Source organism: Methylobacter luteus IMV-B-3098, assembly GCF_000427625.1.
Lineage (GTDB): Bacteria > Pseudomonadota > Gammaproteobacteria > Methylococcales > Methylomonadaceae > Methylobacter > Methylobacter luteus.
Window position 1 is genome coordinate 777,365 of sequence record NZ_KE386569.1, and the last position, 16,041, is coordinate 793,405.

General features: G+C 49.9%; 10 protein-coding genes. 3 read left to right on the forward strand and 7 right to left on the reverse strand.

The window, feature by feature from the left end; all coding sequences use genetic code 11:
* Nucleotides 1-7: 7 nt before the first annotated feature.
* The 3 genes from METLU_RS0105500 to METLU_RS0105510 all read right to left on the reverse strand — a co-directional run bounded on the left by METLU_RS0105500 (nucleotide 8) and on the right by METLU_RS0105510 (nucleotide 2,419).
* On the reverse strand, nucleotides 8-547 hold the full coding sequence (locus tag METLU_RS0105500) for a hypoxanthine-guanine phosphoribosyltransferase (protein ID WP_027157360.1): 540 nt from the start codon (nucleotides 545-547) through the stop codon (nucleotides 8-10).
* Nucleotides 540-1,556, reverse strand: coding sequence for a beta-N-acetylhexosaminidase (nagZ, locus tag METLU_RS0105505; protein ID WP_027157361.1), 1,017 nt, complete (start codon nucleotides 1,554-1,556; stop codon nucleotides 540-542). Before nagZ ends, METLU_RS0105500 begins: the two co-directional genes overlap by 8 nt.
* A 446-nt stretch (nucleotides 1,557-2,002) precedes the next feature.
* Nucleotides 2,003-2,419: an HIT domain-containing protein gene (locus METLU_RS0105510; RefSeq protein WP_027157362.1), complete on the reverse strand. Its 417-nt coding sequence runs from the start codon at nucleotides 2,417-2,419 to the stop codon at nucleotides 2,003-2,005.
* An 88-nt stretch (nucleotides 2,420-2,507) separates the two neighbouring features.
* On the opposite strand from METLU_RS0105510, the gene METLU_RS0105515 reads away from it, so the two are divergent.
* Entirely contained in the window at nucleotides 2,508-3,554 is a 1,047-nt protein-coding gene (locus METLU_RS0105515) for a hypothetical protein (RefSeq protein ID WP_027157363.1), read from the forward strand.
* Nucleotides 3,555-4,406: 852 nt separating this feature from the next.
* Entirely contained in the window at nucleotides 4,407-5,963 is a 1,557-nt protein-coding gene (locus METLU_RS0105520; RefSeq protein ID WP_027157364.1) for a Rieske 2Fe-2S domain-containing protein, read from the forward strand.
* Nucleotides 5,964-6,258: 295 nt separating this feature from the next.
* Here METLU_RS0105520 and METLU_RS26610 read toward each other — a convergent pair whose 3' ends face one another.
* The 4 genes from METLU_RS26610 to gcvT form a co-directional block, all read right to left on the reverse strand.
* On the reverse strand, nucleotides 6,259-9,513 hold the full coding sequence (locus METLU_RS26610; protein ID WP_051299788.1) for a N,N-dimethylformamidase beta subunit family domain-containing protein: 3,255 nt from the start codon (nucleotides 9,511-9,513) through the stop codon (nucleotides 6,259-6,261).
* A gap of 422 nt (nucleotides 9,514-9,935) precedes the next feature.
* Nucleotides 9,936-10,031: a sugar transferase gene (locus METLU_RS29130; RefSeq protein ID WP_407939109.1), complete on the reverse strand. Its 96-nt coding sequence runs from the start codon at nucleotides 10,029-10,031 to the stop codon at nucleotides 9,936-9,938.
* Between the two features lie 808 nt (nucleotides 10,032-10,839).
* A complete protein-coding gene (gene gcvP / locus METLU_RS0105530; RefSeq protein ID WP_027157365.1) occupies nucleotides 10,840-13,734 on the reverse strand; it encodes an aminomethyl-transferring glycine dehydrogenase in 2,895 nt (964 codons plus the stop codon).
* Between the two features lie 5 nt (nucleotides 13,735-13,739).
* Complete coding sequence (gene gcvT / locus METLU_RS0105535; RefSeq protein ID WP_027157366.1) at nucleotides 13,740-14,828, reverse strand: glycine cleavage system aminomethyltransferase GcvT; 1,089 nt, start codon at nucleotides 14,826-14,828, stop codon at nucleotides 13,740-13,742.
* 241 nt (nucleotides 14,829-15,069) lie between these two features.
* Between gcvT and METLU_RS0105540 the strand changes: the two genes are divergently transcribed.
* Nucleotides 15,070-15,882, forward strand: coding sequence for a helix-turn-helix transcriptional regulator (locus METLU_RS0105540; RefSeq protein WP_155920460.1), 813 nt, complete (start codon nucleotides 15,070-15,072; stop codon nucleotides 15,880-15,882).
* The last annotated feature ends 159 nt before the right edge of the window (nucleotides 15,883-16,041 follow it).

The following is a 16,041-nucleotide window of genomic DNA, read 5'->3' on the forward strand; positions in this document are numbered from 1 at the left end:
CTCTATTTTATTCTTTGCAGGCATAAATGCCGGCTGCGTTGCGTAAGTAGCCTTTGTAGTCCATGCCGTAGCCGAACAGATAGCGGTCTTCGACTTTCAGGCCGATGAAGTCTGCCTTTACCGGCTTTTCATGATCGAGAATTTTATCGATCAGCACGGCGGTGAAGACGCTCTCCGCGCCTTGTTCCAGGCAATATTGGCAAATTGCCTGCAACGTAATGCCTTCGTCCAGAATGTCGTCGACCAGAAGGATTGTTCTGTTTCTAAGTGGCGTCCCTGGTTTAAGAATCCATTCGATGTGGCCTCCCGATGTCTGGTTTTGATAGCGGCTGGCATTGATGGCATCAAGCGTAAGCGGTATCTGTAACCGGGTCATTAATTTACCAGCCGTAACCATGCCGCCATTCATGACACAGAGGAACAACGGATTGCAATCGGCAAGCTCGGTGTTGATTTCTTGAGCCATTTTATCCAGGGCGGCTTCAACCTCTTGTTCGCTGTACAGTAAATCGGCGGTAGCCTGTACGTGTTTGATTTCTTCAAGCATGATTATAAGTTTGATTGATTTGAGCTGAAATTTTTTGCCATTTTTCGCAGTTCATTAACTGCTCGCGGTTCATTTGCGGTTTGCCGCGCATACTGTCGAGACGTTGTTCCCTGAGCGGATCCTGGGTGATGGGCAGCGAATCCAGTACCTGTTCCGCGGCACGCGGATTATTGCAGACCAGTATCATATCGCAGCCGGCTTGCTGTGCCAGCCTTGCGCGTTCGGGGAAATCGCCGACCGATGCGGCGCCCTCCATACTGAGGTCGTCACTGAAAACCGTACCGTTAAAGTTTAATTCCTTACGCAGAATTTGTTGTATCCAGAATGGCGAAAAGCCTGCTGGATTGGCGTCAATGTTCGGGTAGAGCACATGAGCGGGCATAATGCCTTCCAGTCCTTCAGCAATGAGTTGTTTAAACGGCAGCAGGTCTTTATTCCTGATACTGTCCAGGTCCCTTTCATCTACGGGCAGCGTAAGATGGGAATCCAGCGCAACGGCGCCGTGGCCCGGAAAGTGTTTACCCGTAGCGGCCATGCCGGCGGCATGCATGCCTTTTCTAAAGGCGCTTGACAGGCGGGTCGTCAGCTCATGATCTGTTGAAAATGAACGATTGCCGATAATCTCACTGATGCCGCAATCGATATCCAGCACTGGCGCGAAGCTGAAATCGACACCGACAGCCAACAGTTCAGAGGCCATGAGCCAGCCTGCGGGTTCCGCCAGTTCAGGGGCTTGCGCATAACAGGACGCCGGCGGCAGGCGGGTAAAGCCGTTTTGAAAACGCTGCACTCTTCCGCCTTCCTGATCAACGGCAATCAATAGATCGCCTTGACGCGCAGCACGAATATTCGCGATTAGCTCAGTTACTTGCTCCGGGCTTTCATAGTTGCGGGAAAAAAGGATAACTGCCCCGGTATTGGGATGGTTGATTATTTCTTTTTCATGCGGCGCCAGGGTTAAACCTTCAACATCCAACATGATCGGGCCGATAGTGTAATTACGTGTCATTGCCAGTTATTATTTTGAAAAGGCCTGTTCAGGTCTGCTATTTTGAGTTACACGGAGTTAATTGTGTCACTGTTTGTATTGTTATTGGGCTTTTTACTCATTCCGGCCTATACAGTTGCTGGAGATGAACAAAAATAGGGCTAATTATAAAGTATCTGGAGATGAATCCGAAGTTTGCTGAAAATCTGGCCGAACCAGGTGAAAAATTTTGATCAATGTTCAATTAATGTTCGAGAGTAAAAAACGATTGCAAACATAAAAAAGCATCTACCGGCATTAAGATGGCGCGAACTTATTAGGCTTTCCAGCGGCCGGCCATCTGATACGTTGCAAACCACCGAGGGCGAGAAGAATTGCGGCAGGAAAGCATTGCCGCGATTGCAAGACTCTGGGAAAGCACGAAAGTAGTAAAAGTTTTGAGATTGTGTTTTTTACCGAGTTCTTGGTTAATTCAGACGATTTCCTAAACGGTCTTTAATAAGCGTGAGGTTTTCCGCAATTTGCTGTGGTGTGTAGGGTATTGCATCAAATTTTCCCCAGACCGGCGCCGGCCAGGCTTTATCTGTCTGGTAACGGACGATATGATGAATATGCAGTTGCGGCACCATATTGCCGATCGAGGCGATATTCATCTTGTCGGCTTTATAAAGCGTGGCCAGGTTTTCCGCCAGATAGCTGGATTCTTCCAGCAGCAGTTCCCGCTCCGGTTTTGTCAGCTGATAAATCTCACGCAGCCCCGCTTTTTCGGGCACCAGGATAAACCAGGGGTACTGGCTGTCGTTCATCATCAGCAATTGGCATAACTCAAACCGGCCGACTTCGATGCAGTCTTGCCGGAGGCGGGGGTGTAATTGAAATGTCATGGTTTTTGGATGGCGATGCTTGAATTGATCGGAAAAATAGGTGTAATTTACTACTAATACAAATATAACAATAGTAAAAGGTAGTTTCATGTCCGCGCAAACCATTTCAATTCAAGACTTGCCCCATGAGAATAAACTGGCTGTCTCATTCCGCTTGCTGCTGGGATTGTATGCCATCATTCCCGCTTGTTTATTACTGCAGCTATTTGATGTAGGGTTGTTGCAGGGTTTTCTACAGCGCCATTTACCGAGTAGTCCTCACCATTTCATAGTGTTCCAAGTTGTTTTCGGCACGCCTCACATTGTTGCCAGCGCCATTGTCATGGCCAGCAATGTGGAATATCTGAAGTTTTATAAACTGAAAATCATTTTAATGACTGTCGCCATAGCGGCTTTTTTCGGCATAGGCAGTTTGTTTATTCCCTATCTGGTATTTTACGTGCTTGTCGCGTGCTGGACGGTATACCATGTGCTTAAACAGCAGCATGGCGTGGCCCGGGGAATCTGTCACCTGCCGGCATGGGCATTCTATCTGTTATTGTGGTTGAGCGTGGCGGCCGGCATCGTTGTTTATATCGGCATCTTTCTAAAAAACACCCTGGATGCGCAACAGACCGAATGGCTCAAGCATGCGGCCGCCGGTTTGTGTATCGGTCTGGCCTTGAGTACGGTTTTGTGCCAGCGCTATGTCACCACGTCATTTGGAAAGTTGTTTCTATGGGCTAATACCCTGCTGGTGCTGAGCAGTTTTTATCTTTACATTCAGCAGTATTATTTTCTGGCCATTCTGGTGCCGAGGCTGGTCCATGATGCGACGGCTTATGTATTCTACGTGACGCACGATTACAACAAGCATTACCAGCATCCACAAAATTTTATCTATCGCTATGCCGCACGCTGTAACGTGCATGTTTTTGTTGTGTTGCCTGCGATTTCCTTTGTGCTGGCGTTTGCTTTGCAGAACTATGGAGATGCCGCGGTTAATTTGATTACCAATTCTATTTTTGGCATAGAGTCCCGTAAGGTTATTACCGTCGGATTGTTGGGCTATCTGGCTTTAATGCATTATTACACGGAAGCTTTCACCTGGAAGCAGGGCTCGCCATATCGTCGCTTTATCGCTTTTACAAAATGAATTAGGGCCGATAAAAGCTCGTTTTGATGCCGAACGGTTGAGAAGCTTTCGGCATAAATATGGCTGGTTAGGGCAAGGAAGTGCCAGCCTGTATCGAGATGGATCAGATCTGTTTCGGACGCAATAAATTACCTGTAGCTTGATCTAATGTATGGCCGCTATGTTTGCCTGTTTGACTGGGCAACGGATAGCGGAGATCAGCAACCTGAGAAAAATATTTAAATCAGGGTATTCAGCGGAAGATGGATTTGGCGGAGGTTCAGAAGAAGTGAAGATGTTTGTTACAAGCTGTTCTTAACAATCTTAACAAGGCACGGGATCTATTTATTATTTATAGATAAATAAAAAGAAGCATTTAAAATTGAGTCGCCCTTGGACCTTAAATACCTATTATATCATCAGTAGATATACTGATTGACCTTAATTTAAAAGGATGAATAATTGTTACCAAGTAACAATTATTCAACTTAGCGCAATATAAATAACAATCACATCAACTCGAATGTGTTCGTTATGCCACGTTGTAGAAACGTAGACCAGCGTTCAATATTTTTCACTTTCTGTTGCCGATTTTTGCCAAGCTTAAAACAAATTCTGATTAAGAACAATGTTTTAGGAGTTGTTGTTGGTCAGTCTTGAAGCTGCTTATTGGATAGCAGGAAGCTGAGCGTTGACTAAAAAGAGCATATTTTTTACTGGAATGTAAGAATAATTATTCCTTTATGTCGGCTCTTATCATTGGTTTAGCTTGGGCTGATTTATTCAACAATGCCATTCTGAATCACAGTGCCAAAATTGAGATACTTTAGACTATTTAAATTTACCATTAAATTATAGATCACGGAGTAGCACATGCTGACAATTGATTTCTTTGGCCAAGCCTGTACAGCACTGCGATGCCATAAAACAGGCATTGAGATCGTGTCTGATCCATGGTTTTCAGGACCTGCGCACTTGAATTCGTGGCACGCCTTTCCGGAATGGACGGCTGAAGAGGTGGAACGGATCAGAAAGCGAATCGATAGCGCTACCCATATCTACTTGTCCCATGACCATGCGGATCACTTCGACCCGCAATTTCTGCGAACCTTAAGCCACAAGACAATTCTGGTGGGAGACTTTCAAAATGAGCGGTTTCGGAAAGAGTTGCGGAATCTTTCTCAAATCCATGAGGTTAAGTACTTACGCCATGGGGAAATCATCCAACTGGGCGATTCTGTGTCGGCCCAGCTTTTTATGCAACAACCGGCGTTCCACACAGATTCGATCCTGCTCGTTCATACAGAGGACGGCTGCGTTCTGAACGCCAACGACTGCGGTCTGAATACCGCCACGCTCCGGCGCATTGCACGAAAGCATCAAGTAACCGTCTTTCTCTTTACTCTCAATTACATGGCCAACGGCTACCCCATCTCTTACCTATTCAGTGGAGATCCCAATTTCGGTTCGAAAATGCAGGCCGTGCGTGATCAAACGTTAGACATATTCCGGCTTGCGATGCAGAACCTGAATCCAGCGCTTTCTGTAGCGTTTGCCGGTCCTGTAACCTACGGTGACTCGATCAACAATCACCTGAATCAGCACCCTGAGGCCTGCAACTGGTCGGCGATGGTTGACGAACTGCAAAGTGAAGGTCCAGTGATTTGGCCAGCACCATTCTCTTCAATCGAATGTAATAATGGCGCGTTGACCCGGTCGATGATCCTTGATTGGGAGCAGTTTCGTGCCCGGCCTCATATCTATAGCAAGCCATTAGCTGGGGTGAATCCATCCCGGGAACAAATCCTTCAGGCAGCGGAACGCTTTGTGAACAGGCTTTCCGGGGTATTGCACAAGACTGGCCAGCGAGTAGATATTCCATTGGTTTTGTCTGGAGTGGCTGCATTGGACCAGATCGAGTCAAATTCACCGGACTGGTCTCTTGAAATCGATTTCGATCGCCGCCGCGTCTGCTTTACGGACAAGCATCCTCTGTCGCCGCCTTATCTGCAAATTTTGGCGCCGACACAAATTCTGTACGGATTCCTGACCCTGCAGTCGAATGTTGATGACATCCTTTTATCCGCACGAGCACGCTTCAGAAGAGATCCGGACACGTTCAATCCAGTGCTGCATGACCTCTTGCGCTATGGAGGTGATGAGTTGTCAGCGCAGGCATTGATCAACTGGTCGATGCGTCTGCCGAAATGTGGCGAGTCAATTATCGTCGATGTAGACGGTGAGCCACGCCGCATCCCTAAGTTCTGTCCGCACGAGGGCGAAAGCCTGGAATCGGCGCAGGTCACGAACAGCCATCTCGTGTGCCCCAGGCATCGCTGGAAATTTGATCTTAATACGGGGCAGTGTGTGGTCGGTGATAATACAGTAAATCTTTATACCCTGGTGGAAGGGAAGGCATTGACTGAATAAGTCAGTTTCATAGCTGGAACTGTGGAATGATTTGATCGAATGCGTTGGTTCCGCTGCGTTAATTTTCGACAGGCGCGAGACGGGCTATCAGCAGGCGGAATCAGGCTGCCAAGGAATAGAACCTGCCCGTCGATCGCGATTACCCGTCTTTTCTGCATGAGTTCGATATCCCGCAGGGTATTTTGAGCTAAACGAAAAGGTTTGAACCCCATCATTAGTTGAACCATCCGTTTGATCGATCACCCGCACGGCATAGGACTCACCCGGATGCCCGATCACAGATGCCCGCACATGTTTAGTTTGGTAATACCTGGTCAGATACTGCAATTGCGTTGCCAGTAGTACGAGGTGAACCATTCACAGTCACATTAATACCGGCTCCAGGGCTTTCAAGATTGCCGCTGTCGTCCACAGAACGGCTCTTGAGCTTCACTAGGCCAGATGAACTGGGCTTCCAGGTATAGCTCCAGTTCTCACGACCAGTGGCCGGATGCCAGGTGATTCCATCATCGACGGATATCTCGACACACCCAACCACTCCGCCACCAGCATCAGCCGCTGTGCCGGTAATCGTGACAGAGCTCCCGGATTGCACAGTCGAACCGGCTGCCGGTGAGGTGACCGTCGAAACAGGATGGATAGTATCGGTCGACTGGCTCGCTGCTACTAATCCAGGTTGCAGACTTTGTGGCTGTATACCCATATCGGCCAACAGGTTTACTGTGGCCTGTTGCATTCGCAAATCAGGTGTTGTGTTTGCGCTTGGTGTGGCAGAGTCAAAATCGTGGTGCCCATCCAGCCCCCATGACCATCGGTTGGTTCCGGAGCTAAACACCAATGCACCGCTGCTGTGACGATAAAGTGTCAAACTATGAGTAGCTGTGCCTGAACCATAAATTAAACCATAATCGAGAAGATACCACTCTTTTCCCAGACTGACGGTAGTAGATGACATTCTGGTCAGGCCGGCAGGCGCGAAACCGTTATCAAGGGCCTCATCCCACTCATAGCCCAACACCCCGCGCGGAAGGGCAGCAACCTGACCCGGAGTCAATGTCTCAATGCTCGTGTTGCGCCAGAAGCGTAACTTGCTGTACGCCTCGGGTACGGTAATGCTAAGCGCATCTTGACAGCAATTGACAGTAAAAATTGTGCCTGTGAGTTGATTCTCGGGCCTGCCGCCATCCGCTGGAGGACTGAAACGGGGATCGCGCCAAGTGCCGGTCCAGATGTTCGGCAGTGGGTCAATCTTGGCGTTGGCCTCGGTCTCCTTGTATGTGACAAGCGTGCGATTCTGCGTGTTGGAGCCATCGATGCTTGGCTCCCAGCGAGTCTTCCAGTACATCTCGTTGCCAGTAAAGAAGGCTAGATGAACACCAGCATTCCGTGCAGCTTCGACATTGGCGCGCTGTCCAGCAGACCAGTACTCGTCATGACCAACGGAGAGGAACACCTTGTGTTCAAGGATCTCCGCCCCCCTGCGTTCGGCATCTACACCTGTGAAGTAGCTCATATCATACCCGTTGGCTTCCAGCCATCGCACCATGGGATACTCATCGCCAAAGAGCCAGGCTCTTTTGAATTCATTGCCGCGAGTACTAAATGGACGGTTATAGCTGACTTTATAAGCACGGCCGGCCGGGGACCCGACATAGAGACTGTTGCCTCCGTAGTCATTATAGGCCTGCCACGTCGTATCGGAAGTTTGGTAGAGCAGATCCGAGCCGCCGTCATCGTCTCGGACAATGAAGACAATATGGCTGGCTCCTCCCGTATCCGTACGAATGGTTCTCGCAAAATAAATTCCCGAAGTAGCATCGACCGGAATGGTCCAGGAAGCCGAGATCTTCCAATTGCCGCAATCGACGAGTCCCGTCGTCGGCTCATTAAGGCAGACAGGTTGAATTTGGGGCAAGACCACCGAGGGTTGTACCGTAGTAATCTTGCGAGCACCGTCACCGCCGTAGTAACCCATACGATAAATGTCGAGACGATAATTCGTGGCATCAGTATCGATTTTAAAGAAGACTGTCTGTCCTCGATTAACACTGATATCCGTTGCAAAGCCTTGGATGCTCGGATCACCGGCACCGGTTACATCCCACTCAGTTGATGGATTACCTGGCTTGCAATTCTCGGCTACGATGGGGTTGGACGGCGTCATGCAGGGATCGCTTGCCTCAGCGGCGGATGTCTGCTTGGTATCGAACTCTGGCGCAGCAGTCGCAGGAGTAGGGGAGCTCGTAGTTGCCGATACTAGCTTCAGAGCTGATGTTGTAGGCGAAGCTGGCGCAGGACGATTTGTTTGAGTTAGGGATTCGGGAATGGTCACGGATATATCGAAAGACAACCGTTCTAGTTCTGTCATCAGGTCCCACACGATGACTTTCCCCGTTGCACCCACGCTGGCTAGGGCCTTCTGATTAGAACTAAAAGCAACCTTGATTACAGAATCCTTATGTCCCGTCAGAAGCTGGGGTAGCTTACCGGACACGTCCCACAAAGAAACTAGCCCGCTCTCGCTTAGGCTAGCCAAAGTCTTACCGTCCGGACTGAACACCAGATCAGTGACATTACTCTTGCTTGGCAGGCCCGCCTGTTCCAGACCTGTGGCTATATCCCACAGCTTAATCTGAGCGTCCTGGCCGCACGTGGCCAGGGTCTTGCCGTCCGGACTGAACGCGAGTGCATCAATGTTATTTTGATGGCCGGTTAGGACCGGAATTAACGCAAGTGCGTTAACGCTGCCTTGATGACCGGTTAGAACCTGAATTGTAGAACCGGACTGCGAATCCCAGAGCGTGATGCGGGCATCCTGGCCCACGGCCGCCAAAGTCTTACCGTCCGGGCTGAATACCAGATCAGTGACATGACTCTTGCTTGGCAGGCTCGCCTGTTCCAGACCTGTGGCTATATCCCACAGCTTAATCTGAGCGTCCTGGCCGCCCGTAGCCAGGGTCTTGCCGTCCGGACTGAACGCGAGTGCATCAATGTTATTTTGATGGCCGGTTAGGACCTTCTGAATTAATGCGAGTGCGTTAACGCTACCTTGATGACCGGTTAGAACCTGAATTGTAGAACCGGATTGCGAATCCCAGAGCGTGATACGGGCATCCTGGCCCACGGCCGCCAAAATCTTACCGTCCGGGCTGAACGCCTGGTCGATGATAACGGCGCTCTCCGGAAGGAATAAGTGGATATTACCGGATACGAAATTCCATAGTCGGATTGAACTCTCACTTATGATAGCCAGTGTGTTGCCATTCGGACTAAAAGCAATACGCTTGATGGGACTTACAAACTGGCTCGGAAGCGTCACTCGCATTTGGCCAGAGGATACATCCCATAATATGATTTGCCCATCAGAATCCACACTGGCAAAGGTATTACCATCTGAGCTAAAGGCGACGAGGTCCCTGGAAGAAGCTTCAAACGCCTGATAGGCAGTCGCAGTTTCAATCGTATCCTTAGCTTGAGTATAGGCAGTCCAAATTAAAACAGTCAGAATGAGACCCGTTAGATATTGATATTTCATGTTCGGTTTCTTCATATCCATACTCCCGTACAACTTAATACTCAAAACGAGACGGCCATTAGTCAGGCATGCTTAAATATTTAGCCCATGCACACTTACAAAGAAGCTAATGCGCCGTAACAAGTTATTATCGATTAAATGCCTTGCGTCTTTACTAAGCCCATAGCCTTGGCCAGGAATTCATGCATTACGCATTACACGGCACCCCCGCACTTTAAGACGACCTTTACCATTTTTAATAAAAGCTTTAAATCAAGTATTAAAGACCCGCTTCGAATATACCGAATATTGAGTCTCGGTACCTCGTCCCTGCGCCTGCCAGAGCCCAGTGGATCCCAGGCTTCATCTTTAATATTCGCGCCAGACGCCATGCCTGGTATTTCTCGGCTTCGCAGGCCAGAGGCGGTCCCGGTTCGACCAGACTCTCATGTCACCCTTTAACGCGTTAAAAGCTGCGGCAGCTCATCAATACTGGTTTTTCGGATGAATTTTCCAACCTTGGTTATGTTGGGGTCAGATTTAATTTTAAAAATGGTTTTTCCACATCTCCTTGATCGACTTTTGCGATCACCTCGTCAGGCATTGAGGCTTTCAAATACTTATATTCCTTGGGTTTTTTGGTGATTTTGCCTAGTCGCCAAATTAAGCGGCATTATAGACCACGGATCTATCAAACAATGCGCCCGGCAACTGCTTCTGTTCGGCATCCATAAAGCCTGAAGGCCCCGAATGATCCAAGCCAACAGTAATGCTGACAGCCTGACCCCGTGCTTTGTAGAGTTACACTTCCTGTCAGGCTGAAGTACTAATAAGCTACAGGGCTGGCTAAAAAATAGAGTAGCAGCTGCACCTGTTGCAAGGCTTGGTAACGTTTTCACAATCGGTGTCCCATGACCGGCTCAAAAAAAGCGGGCCGCCTGAAAATATATTTAAAGTTACAGTTGTTGGCATATTAGACCAGAATCCTGCTCATATCCGGGTGGGCAACAGTTGTGTTAGCTCTATCATTACACCAGCTTAACCATTCTGACTATCGGTACAATTACGTAAATATTTTAGTACTGGCTTCAAAAATTTCAGAGAAACTCTATTTGGGCCTTGATATGGATTTTGATGAAGATAGATATCGGACCCGCAAAGGACTCAGAGCAGCGTACTGAGGGATGTCTCGCATGTGATTCTGATTATGGATGAAAAAAGGCTAAGTCGGCATTAAGATCAAGCGATTAAATGTCAGGTTGGGCAATGATAAAATAACTTAGGCACGGGCGTGGGCCGGATAATAAGCAACCGAAATTTACCCGATAAAATCAGATCAGTTAGACGGGCTAGCAAAAACCGCTATTCATATTCCTCCAAAGGTGGACAAGTGCAAACCACGTGTCGGTCGCCATAAACATTATCGATGCGTCCCACCGGCGGCCAGTATTTATCATCATGCTGATGACTCGCCGGAAAAAAGGCCTGCTGTTTGGAATAAGGCAGCGTCCATTCTTCCAATAATAAGCGATGCGTATGCGGGGCATTGCGCAGTATATTATTTTCAGCATCGGCTGTGCCGTCTTCGATGGCCTTGATTTCCTGGCGGATCGCAATTAGTGCGTCACAAAAACGGTCGATTTCGGCTTTATCCTCGCTTTCGGTCGGCTCGATCATCAGTGTATCGGCGACCGGGAACGAGACGGTCGGCGCATGAAAACCAAAGTCGATCAGGCGCTTGGCGATGTCGTCGACGGTAATATTGCAGGTTTTCTTGAACGCATGACAGTCGATGATGCATTCATGCGCGACCCAGCCGTTTTTGCCGGTGTATAAGATCGGGTAATAGGGCGCCAGACGTTTGGCAATGTAATTGGCATTTAAAATGGCCGTCAGGGTCGCGCGTTTCAAACCGGCCGCGCCCATCATGGCGATATAAGCCCAGGAAATGGTCAGTATGCTGGCCGATCCCCACGGCGCTGCCGACACGGTGCCAATCGTGCCGTGTTTGCCTTTGGCCGGATTGACGTCCTTGACGACCGGATGGTCGGGCAGGAACGGCGCCAGGTGTGCGCGCACGCCAATCGGGCCAACGCCGGGCCCGCCGCCGCCGTGCGGAATGCTGAAGGTTTTGTGCAGGTTGAGATGGGCGACATCGGCGCCGATTTTTCCGGGCCGGCTCAAGCCCACCAGCGCATTGAAATTGGCGCCGTCCAGATAGACTTGCCCGCCATGCTGGTGGATCAGATCGCAGATTGCGCGGAATGACTGTTCGTAAACGCCATGCGTGGACGGGTAGGTGATCATTAACGCAGCCAGCGTGTCGTGATGCTCGGCGACTTTTACCTGTAGATCATCAAGGCTGACATTACCGTTTTCATCGCAGGCCACGACGACGACTTTAAGACCCGCCATAGTGGCGCTGGCAGGATTCGTGCCGTGCGCCGAAGCCGGTATCAGGCAGATGTTGCGTTGGCTTTGTCCCGTAATTTCGTGGTACTTGCGGATGACCAGTAACCCGCTATATTCGCCCTGGGAACCGGCATTCGGCTGCAGCGAGATAGCATCAAAGCCGGTCAGGTCGCAGAGCATATCCTCCAGTTCGGCGAACATTTGCTGATAGCCATGAGTTTGATACAGCGGTGCAAACGGGTGCAGGCTGTTAAATTCATGATAGGAAATGGTCTGCATTGCGGTGGCCGCATTCAGCTTCATCGTGCAGGAGCCTAGCGGTATCATCGAGCGGTCCAGTGCAATGTCGCGCCGTGCCAGTCGCCGCATGTAACGCATCATTTCGGTTTCCGAATGGTAGCGTTTGAATACCGGGTGTTCGAGGATGCCGTCGGTGCGCAATAACGATTCGGGAATACATTCGGTGATCGATGCATCAAGTGTATTAATGTCGGGCAGAGAGGCGACAGGCGATGAAAAAACCTGCCAGAGCGCCCTTAAATCATTGCGCGTCGTTGTCTCATCGAGCGAAATGCCGATATGGTCGGGGTCTACAACCCGCACATTAATATGGGCTTCGGCGGCATGCGCAGCGATGCGCCTGGCCCGGTGAGGCGTATGCACTAGTAATGTGTCGAAATAGCAGTCGCTGAGAACGTGATGGCCTAACTGCCTGATGCCGGCCGCCAGAATTTCCGCATAGCGATGCACGCGGCCGGCAATCAGGCGCAAGCCGTCGGCGCCGTGATAGATGGCATAAAAGCCTGCGATAACAGCCAGCAGCACCTGTGACGTGCAGATATTGCTGGTGGCTTTGTCGCGGCGGATATGCTGTTCGCGCGTTTGCAGGGCCATGCGCAGCGCAATCTGGCCGTGGCTGTCTTTGGATACGCCGATGATGCGGCCTGGCACGGAACGTTTATAGTCGTCCTTCGTCGCAAAAAATGCGGCATGCGGGCCGCCGTAACCCATTGGTACGCCAAAGCGTTGCGAATTGCCGACGACAATATCGACCCCGAAGGCGGCGGGCGGTTTCAGCAGGACCAGGCTTAACAGATCCGCCGCGACCGTGACCAGCGCCGATTTATTATGGGCAAGCGCAGTAATGTCGCTCAGGTCATGGATTTCGCCTTTCGAACCGGGGTATTGCACGATCAGTGCAAAGAAGTCGTGCTGCTTCAGATCATGATACGGATCGCCGACGATAACGTCATAGCCAAGGGAGTGCGCGCGGGTTTGAATGACGGCGATGGTTTGCGGGTGGCAGTCCTGATCGACGAACACGCTGTTAGCCGTGCTTTTCGATAAACGCCGCGACATGGTCATCGCTTCAGCCGCGGCTGTGGCTTCATCCAGCAGTGAGGCATTGGCCAATTCCATGCCGGTCAAGTCGATCACCATTTGCTGGAAATTTAACAGGGCTTCAAGCCGGCCCTGGCTGACTTCGGCCTGGTAGGGTGTATACGCCGTATACCAGCCGGGATTTTCCAGCACGTTGCGTTTGATCACTGCCGGCATGATCGTGCCGTAATAACCCATGCCGATCATGGATGTGAAAACCTGGTTGCGTGCGCGCATTCTACGCAGGTATTTGAGCACGGCACGCTCGCTGATCGTTTCAGTCAGTTTCAGCGGTTCATCACTCAGAATATCGGCCGGAATGGCTTGTTTGATGATGTCTTCCAGCTCGTCCAAGCCGAGTTCGGCGAGCATGGTCTGAATTTGCTGTTGACTGGGGCCGATGTGGCGGTGAATGAAATTGCCGCGCATTTCCAGTTTGTCCAGGTTAAGGCGAGGTGAGGGCATGGTTTTTATCTCCGGTAGCGATGGGGGATAAAAGGCAATTCTGTAACCTTGACCGGAAGCTGATGATCGCGAACCCGCGCGTATAAGGCATGGTTAGTGCCCGGTGCTGGATTGTGCAGCATCGCCATGGCGATCGGTCGGCCGAGGCTAGGGGAAAAACCGCCGCTGGTGACATGACCTATGGCGTCGTCTGTTTCATCGGTAATAATGCAGCCTTCGCGTATCGGTATCTTGCTTTCGACCAGCAGGCCGACACGGCTTTTTTCCGTGCCTTGTTGTAACTGCGCCAAAATCCTGCCGGCCCCCGGAAATTGGTCATGACCTTTCTTGATCAACCAGCGCAAGCCGGCTTCCACGGGCGTTATTGATTCATTAAGTTCATGTCCGTACAGGCACAGGCCCGCTTCCAGCCGTAAACTGTCGCGCGCGCCGAGTCCTATGGGCTCCACTGTTTCTTCAGCTAGCAATAAGCGAGCAAGATGGTCTGCCTGTTCGTTGGCTACCGAGATTTCAAAGCCGTCTTCGCCGGTATAACCGCTGCGGCTGATCGTACAGTGGATGCCGTCGATGCCATCTTCACAAGCATGCATAAAGGACAAATGAGTGGCCGCCGCGGAAAATTTCTGCATAACCGTTACCGCGGCAGGTCCTTGTAGAGCGAACAGTGCCTGATCGGCCATTTCTTTGAAATGACAGTGGTCAGATAAATGAGTTTTAAAATGTTTAAAGTCTTTATCCCTGCAGGCCGCATTGACAATGACCATGAGTCCTGAAGGCAGGCGGGTCACGATGATATCGTCAATAATGCCGCCATTGTCGTTGGTCAAAACGGTATAGCGCTGCTGAAAGAAGGCAAGTCCGGTGATATCGCTGGGTGTCAGTATTTCCAGCTCGCCAGCGGCTGAGTCACCTAGAATCAGGCATTGGCCCATGTGGGAAATATCAAAAAAACCGGCATGATTGCGGCAATGCAGGTGTTCGTGAAGTGTACCGTTGGGATAACGCACCGGCATTTGATAGCCGGCAAAAGGTACCATTTTGGCGCCCAGCTCAAGATGAAGAGGGTAAAGCGGCGTTTGTTTTAACGTGGTCACGATAATGTCTCCGCATGTCAGTACAATCCTAGTGTAACGCCGAGAACTCGTCAAACCAAGATAATCGACTACACTTAATAAATCCATGATGCCGAATGTGTACTTTAGGACTACAATAGCTCTAGCACATCTATATTAAGAGGAATTTAAATGTGCGATATTCATAGAAGTTTGCCTTTGGATCGGTTGAGCCTGAGGTATGTTAAGCTGTCTTTGCACGTCCCAAAACAGCCTGATATCCGTGCTAGCGAAAAAACAAACAACAACAGAAAGCAACCGTAATAAGCCAATGATTGATAAAGCTGATCCGCCTGACCCAGTAAATGAAAATAATCCGCCACGAATCGAGCGTCGGAATCAATTCCAAGGCACTTCTGGTTATCAGGGAACCGAACGCCGTAAGCAGTTCCGACGGGCCTCAGACTATCAGGCCGAGCATTTTCAGAATATTTTTTCCTCGTTCGAAACGTTCGGCCGACATGTTTTGTTGTTAGACAGTCAGGCGTACGTGCTGTATCGATCAAGAAGAGTCGATGCCCTTCTGGATAGCGATACGATACCTTTGCGGTTGGAGCCGAGATTCACTTTGCTCGACTCGCACAATGCAAAACAGTTCAAGGCATTTATCAACAGTTTGGCGCAATCAGTTACTTCTACAGTCGATTTGGCTCCCTCGGCACTTAATCATCGGCGAAATAGAAACTGTATTCTGCTGTTAGAGCGTGTCGACAGTTCTCCGTTGTTATTGAGCTGCTTTCCAATGCAGCAATCACCGGGCAATGGGGACGAACTGAAAATTATGGCGATATTGTGCGATCCTGGCTGTTATTCCGAGGAGCAATGGGGGGCATTTCAGGAATTATTCAGCTTGACAGCTGCCGAGTTGCGGCTCTGCCTGGCTTTGGCAGACGGCTTATCACTGGCCGAATATGGTCACAAATACGATGTCACCGACAATACCGCTCGCAGTCAGCTGAAGAAGGTGTTTGAGAAGACCAACACCCGGCGGCAGGGTGACTTGATGCGTTTGATATTTTTGCTGACGCGACTATAAAAAATAGTAACTTTTTGAGGTTTATCACCCAAATGGGTGATGACGGGCGCTAGAGTAAAAGGATATTCTTTCTGCGACCCGCTAAAACAAAGTGGGGAATAACATTTTTTGTTTACTATAAGATCCGGCAATATGAAGTTTTAATTTTTTTCAGGCTGC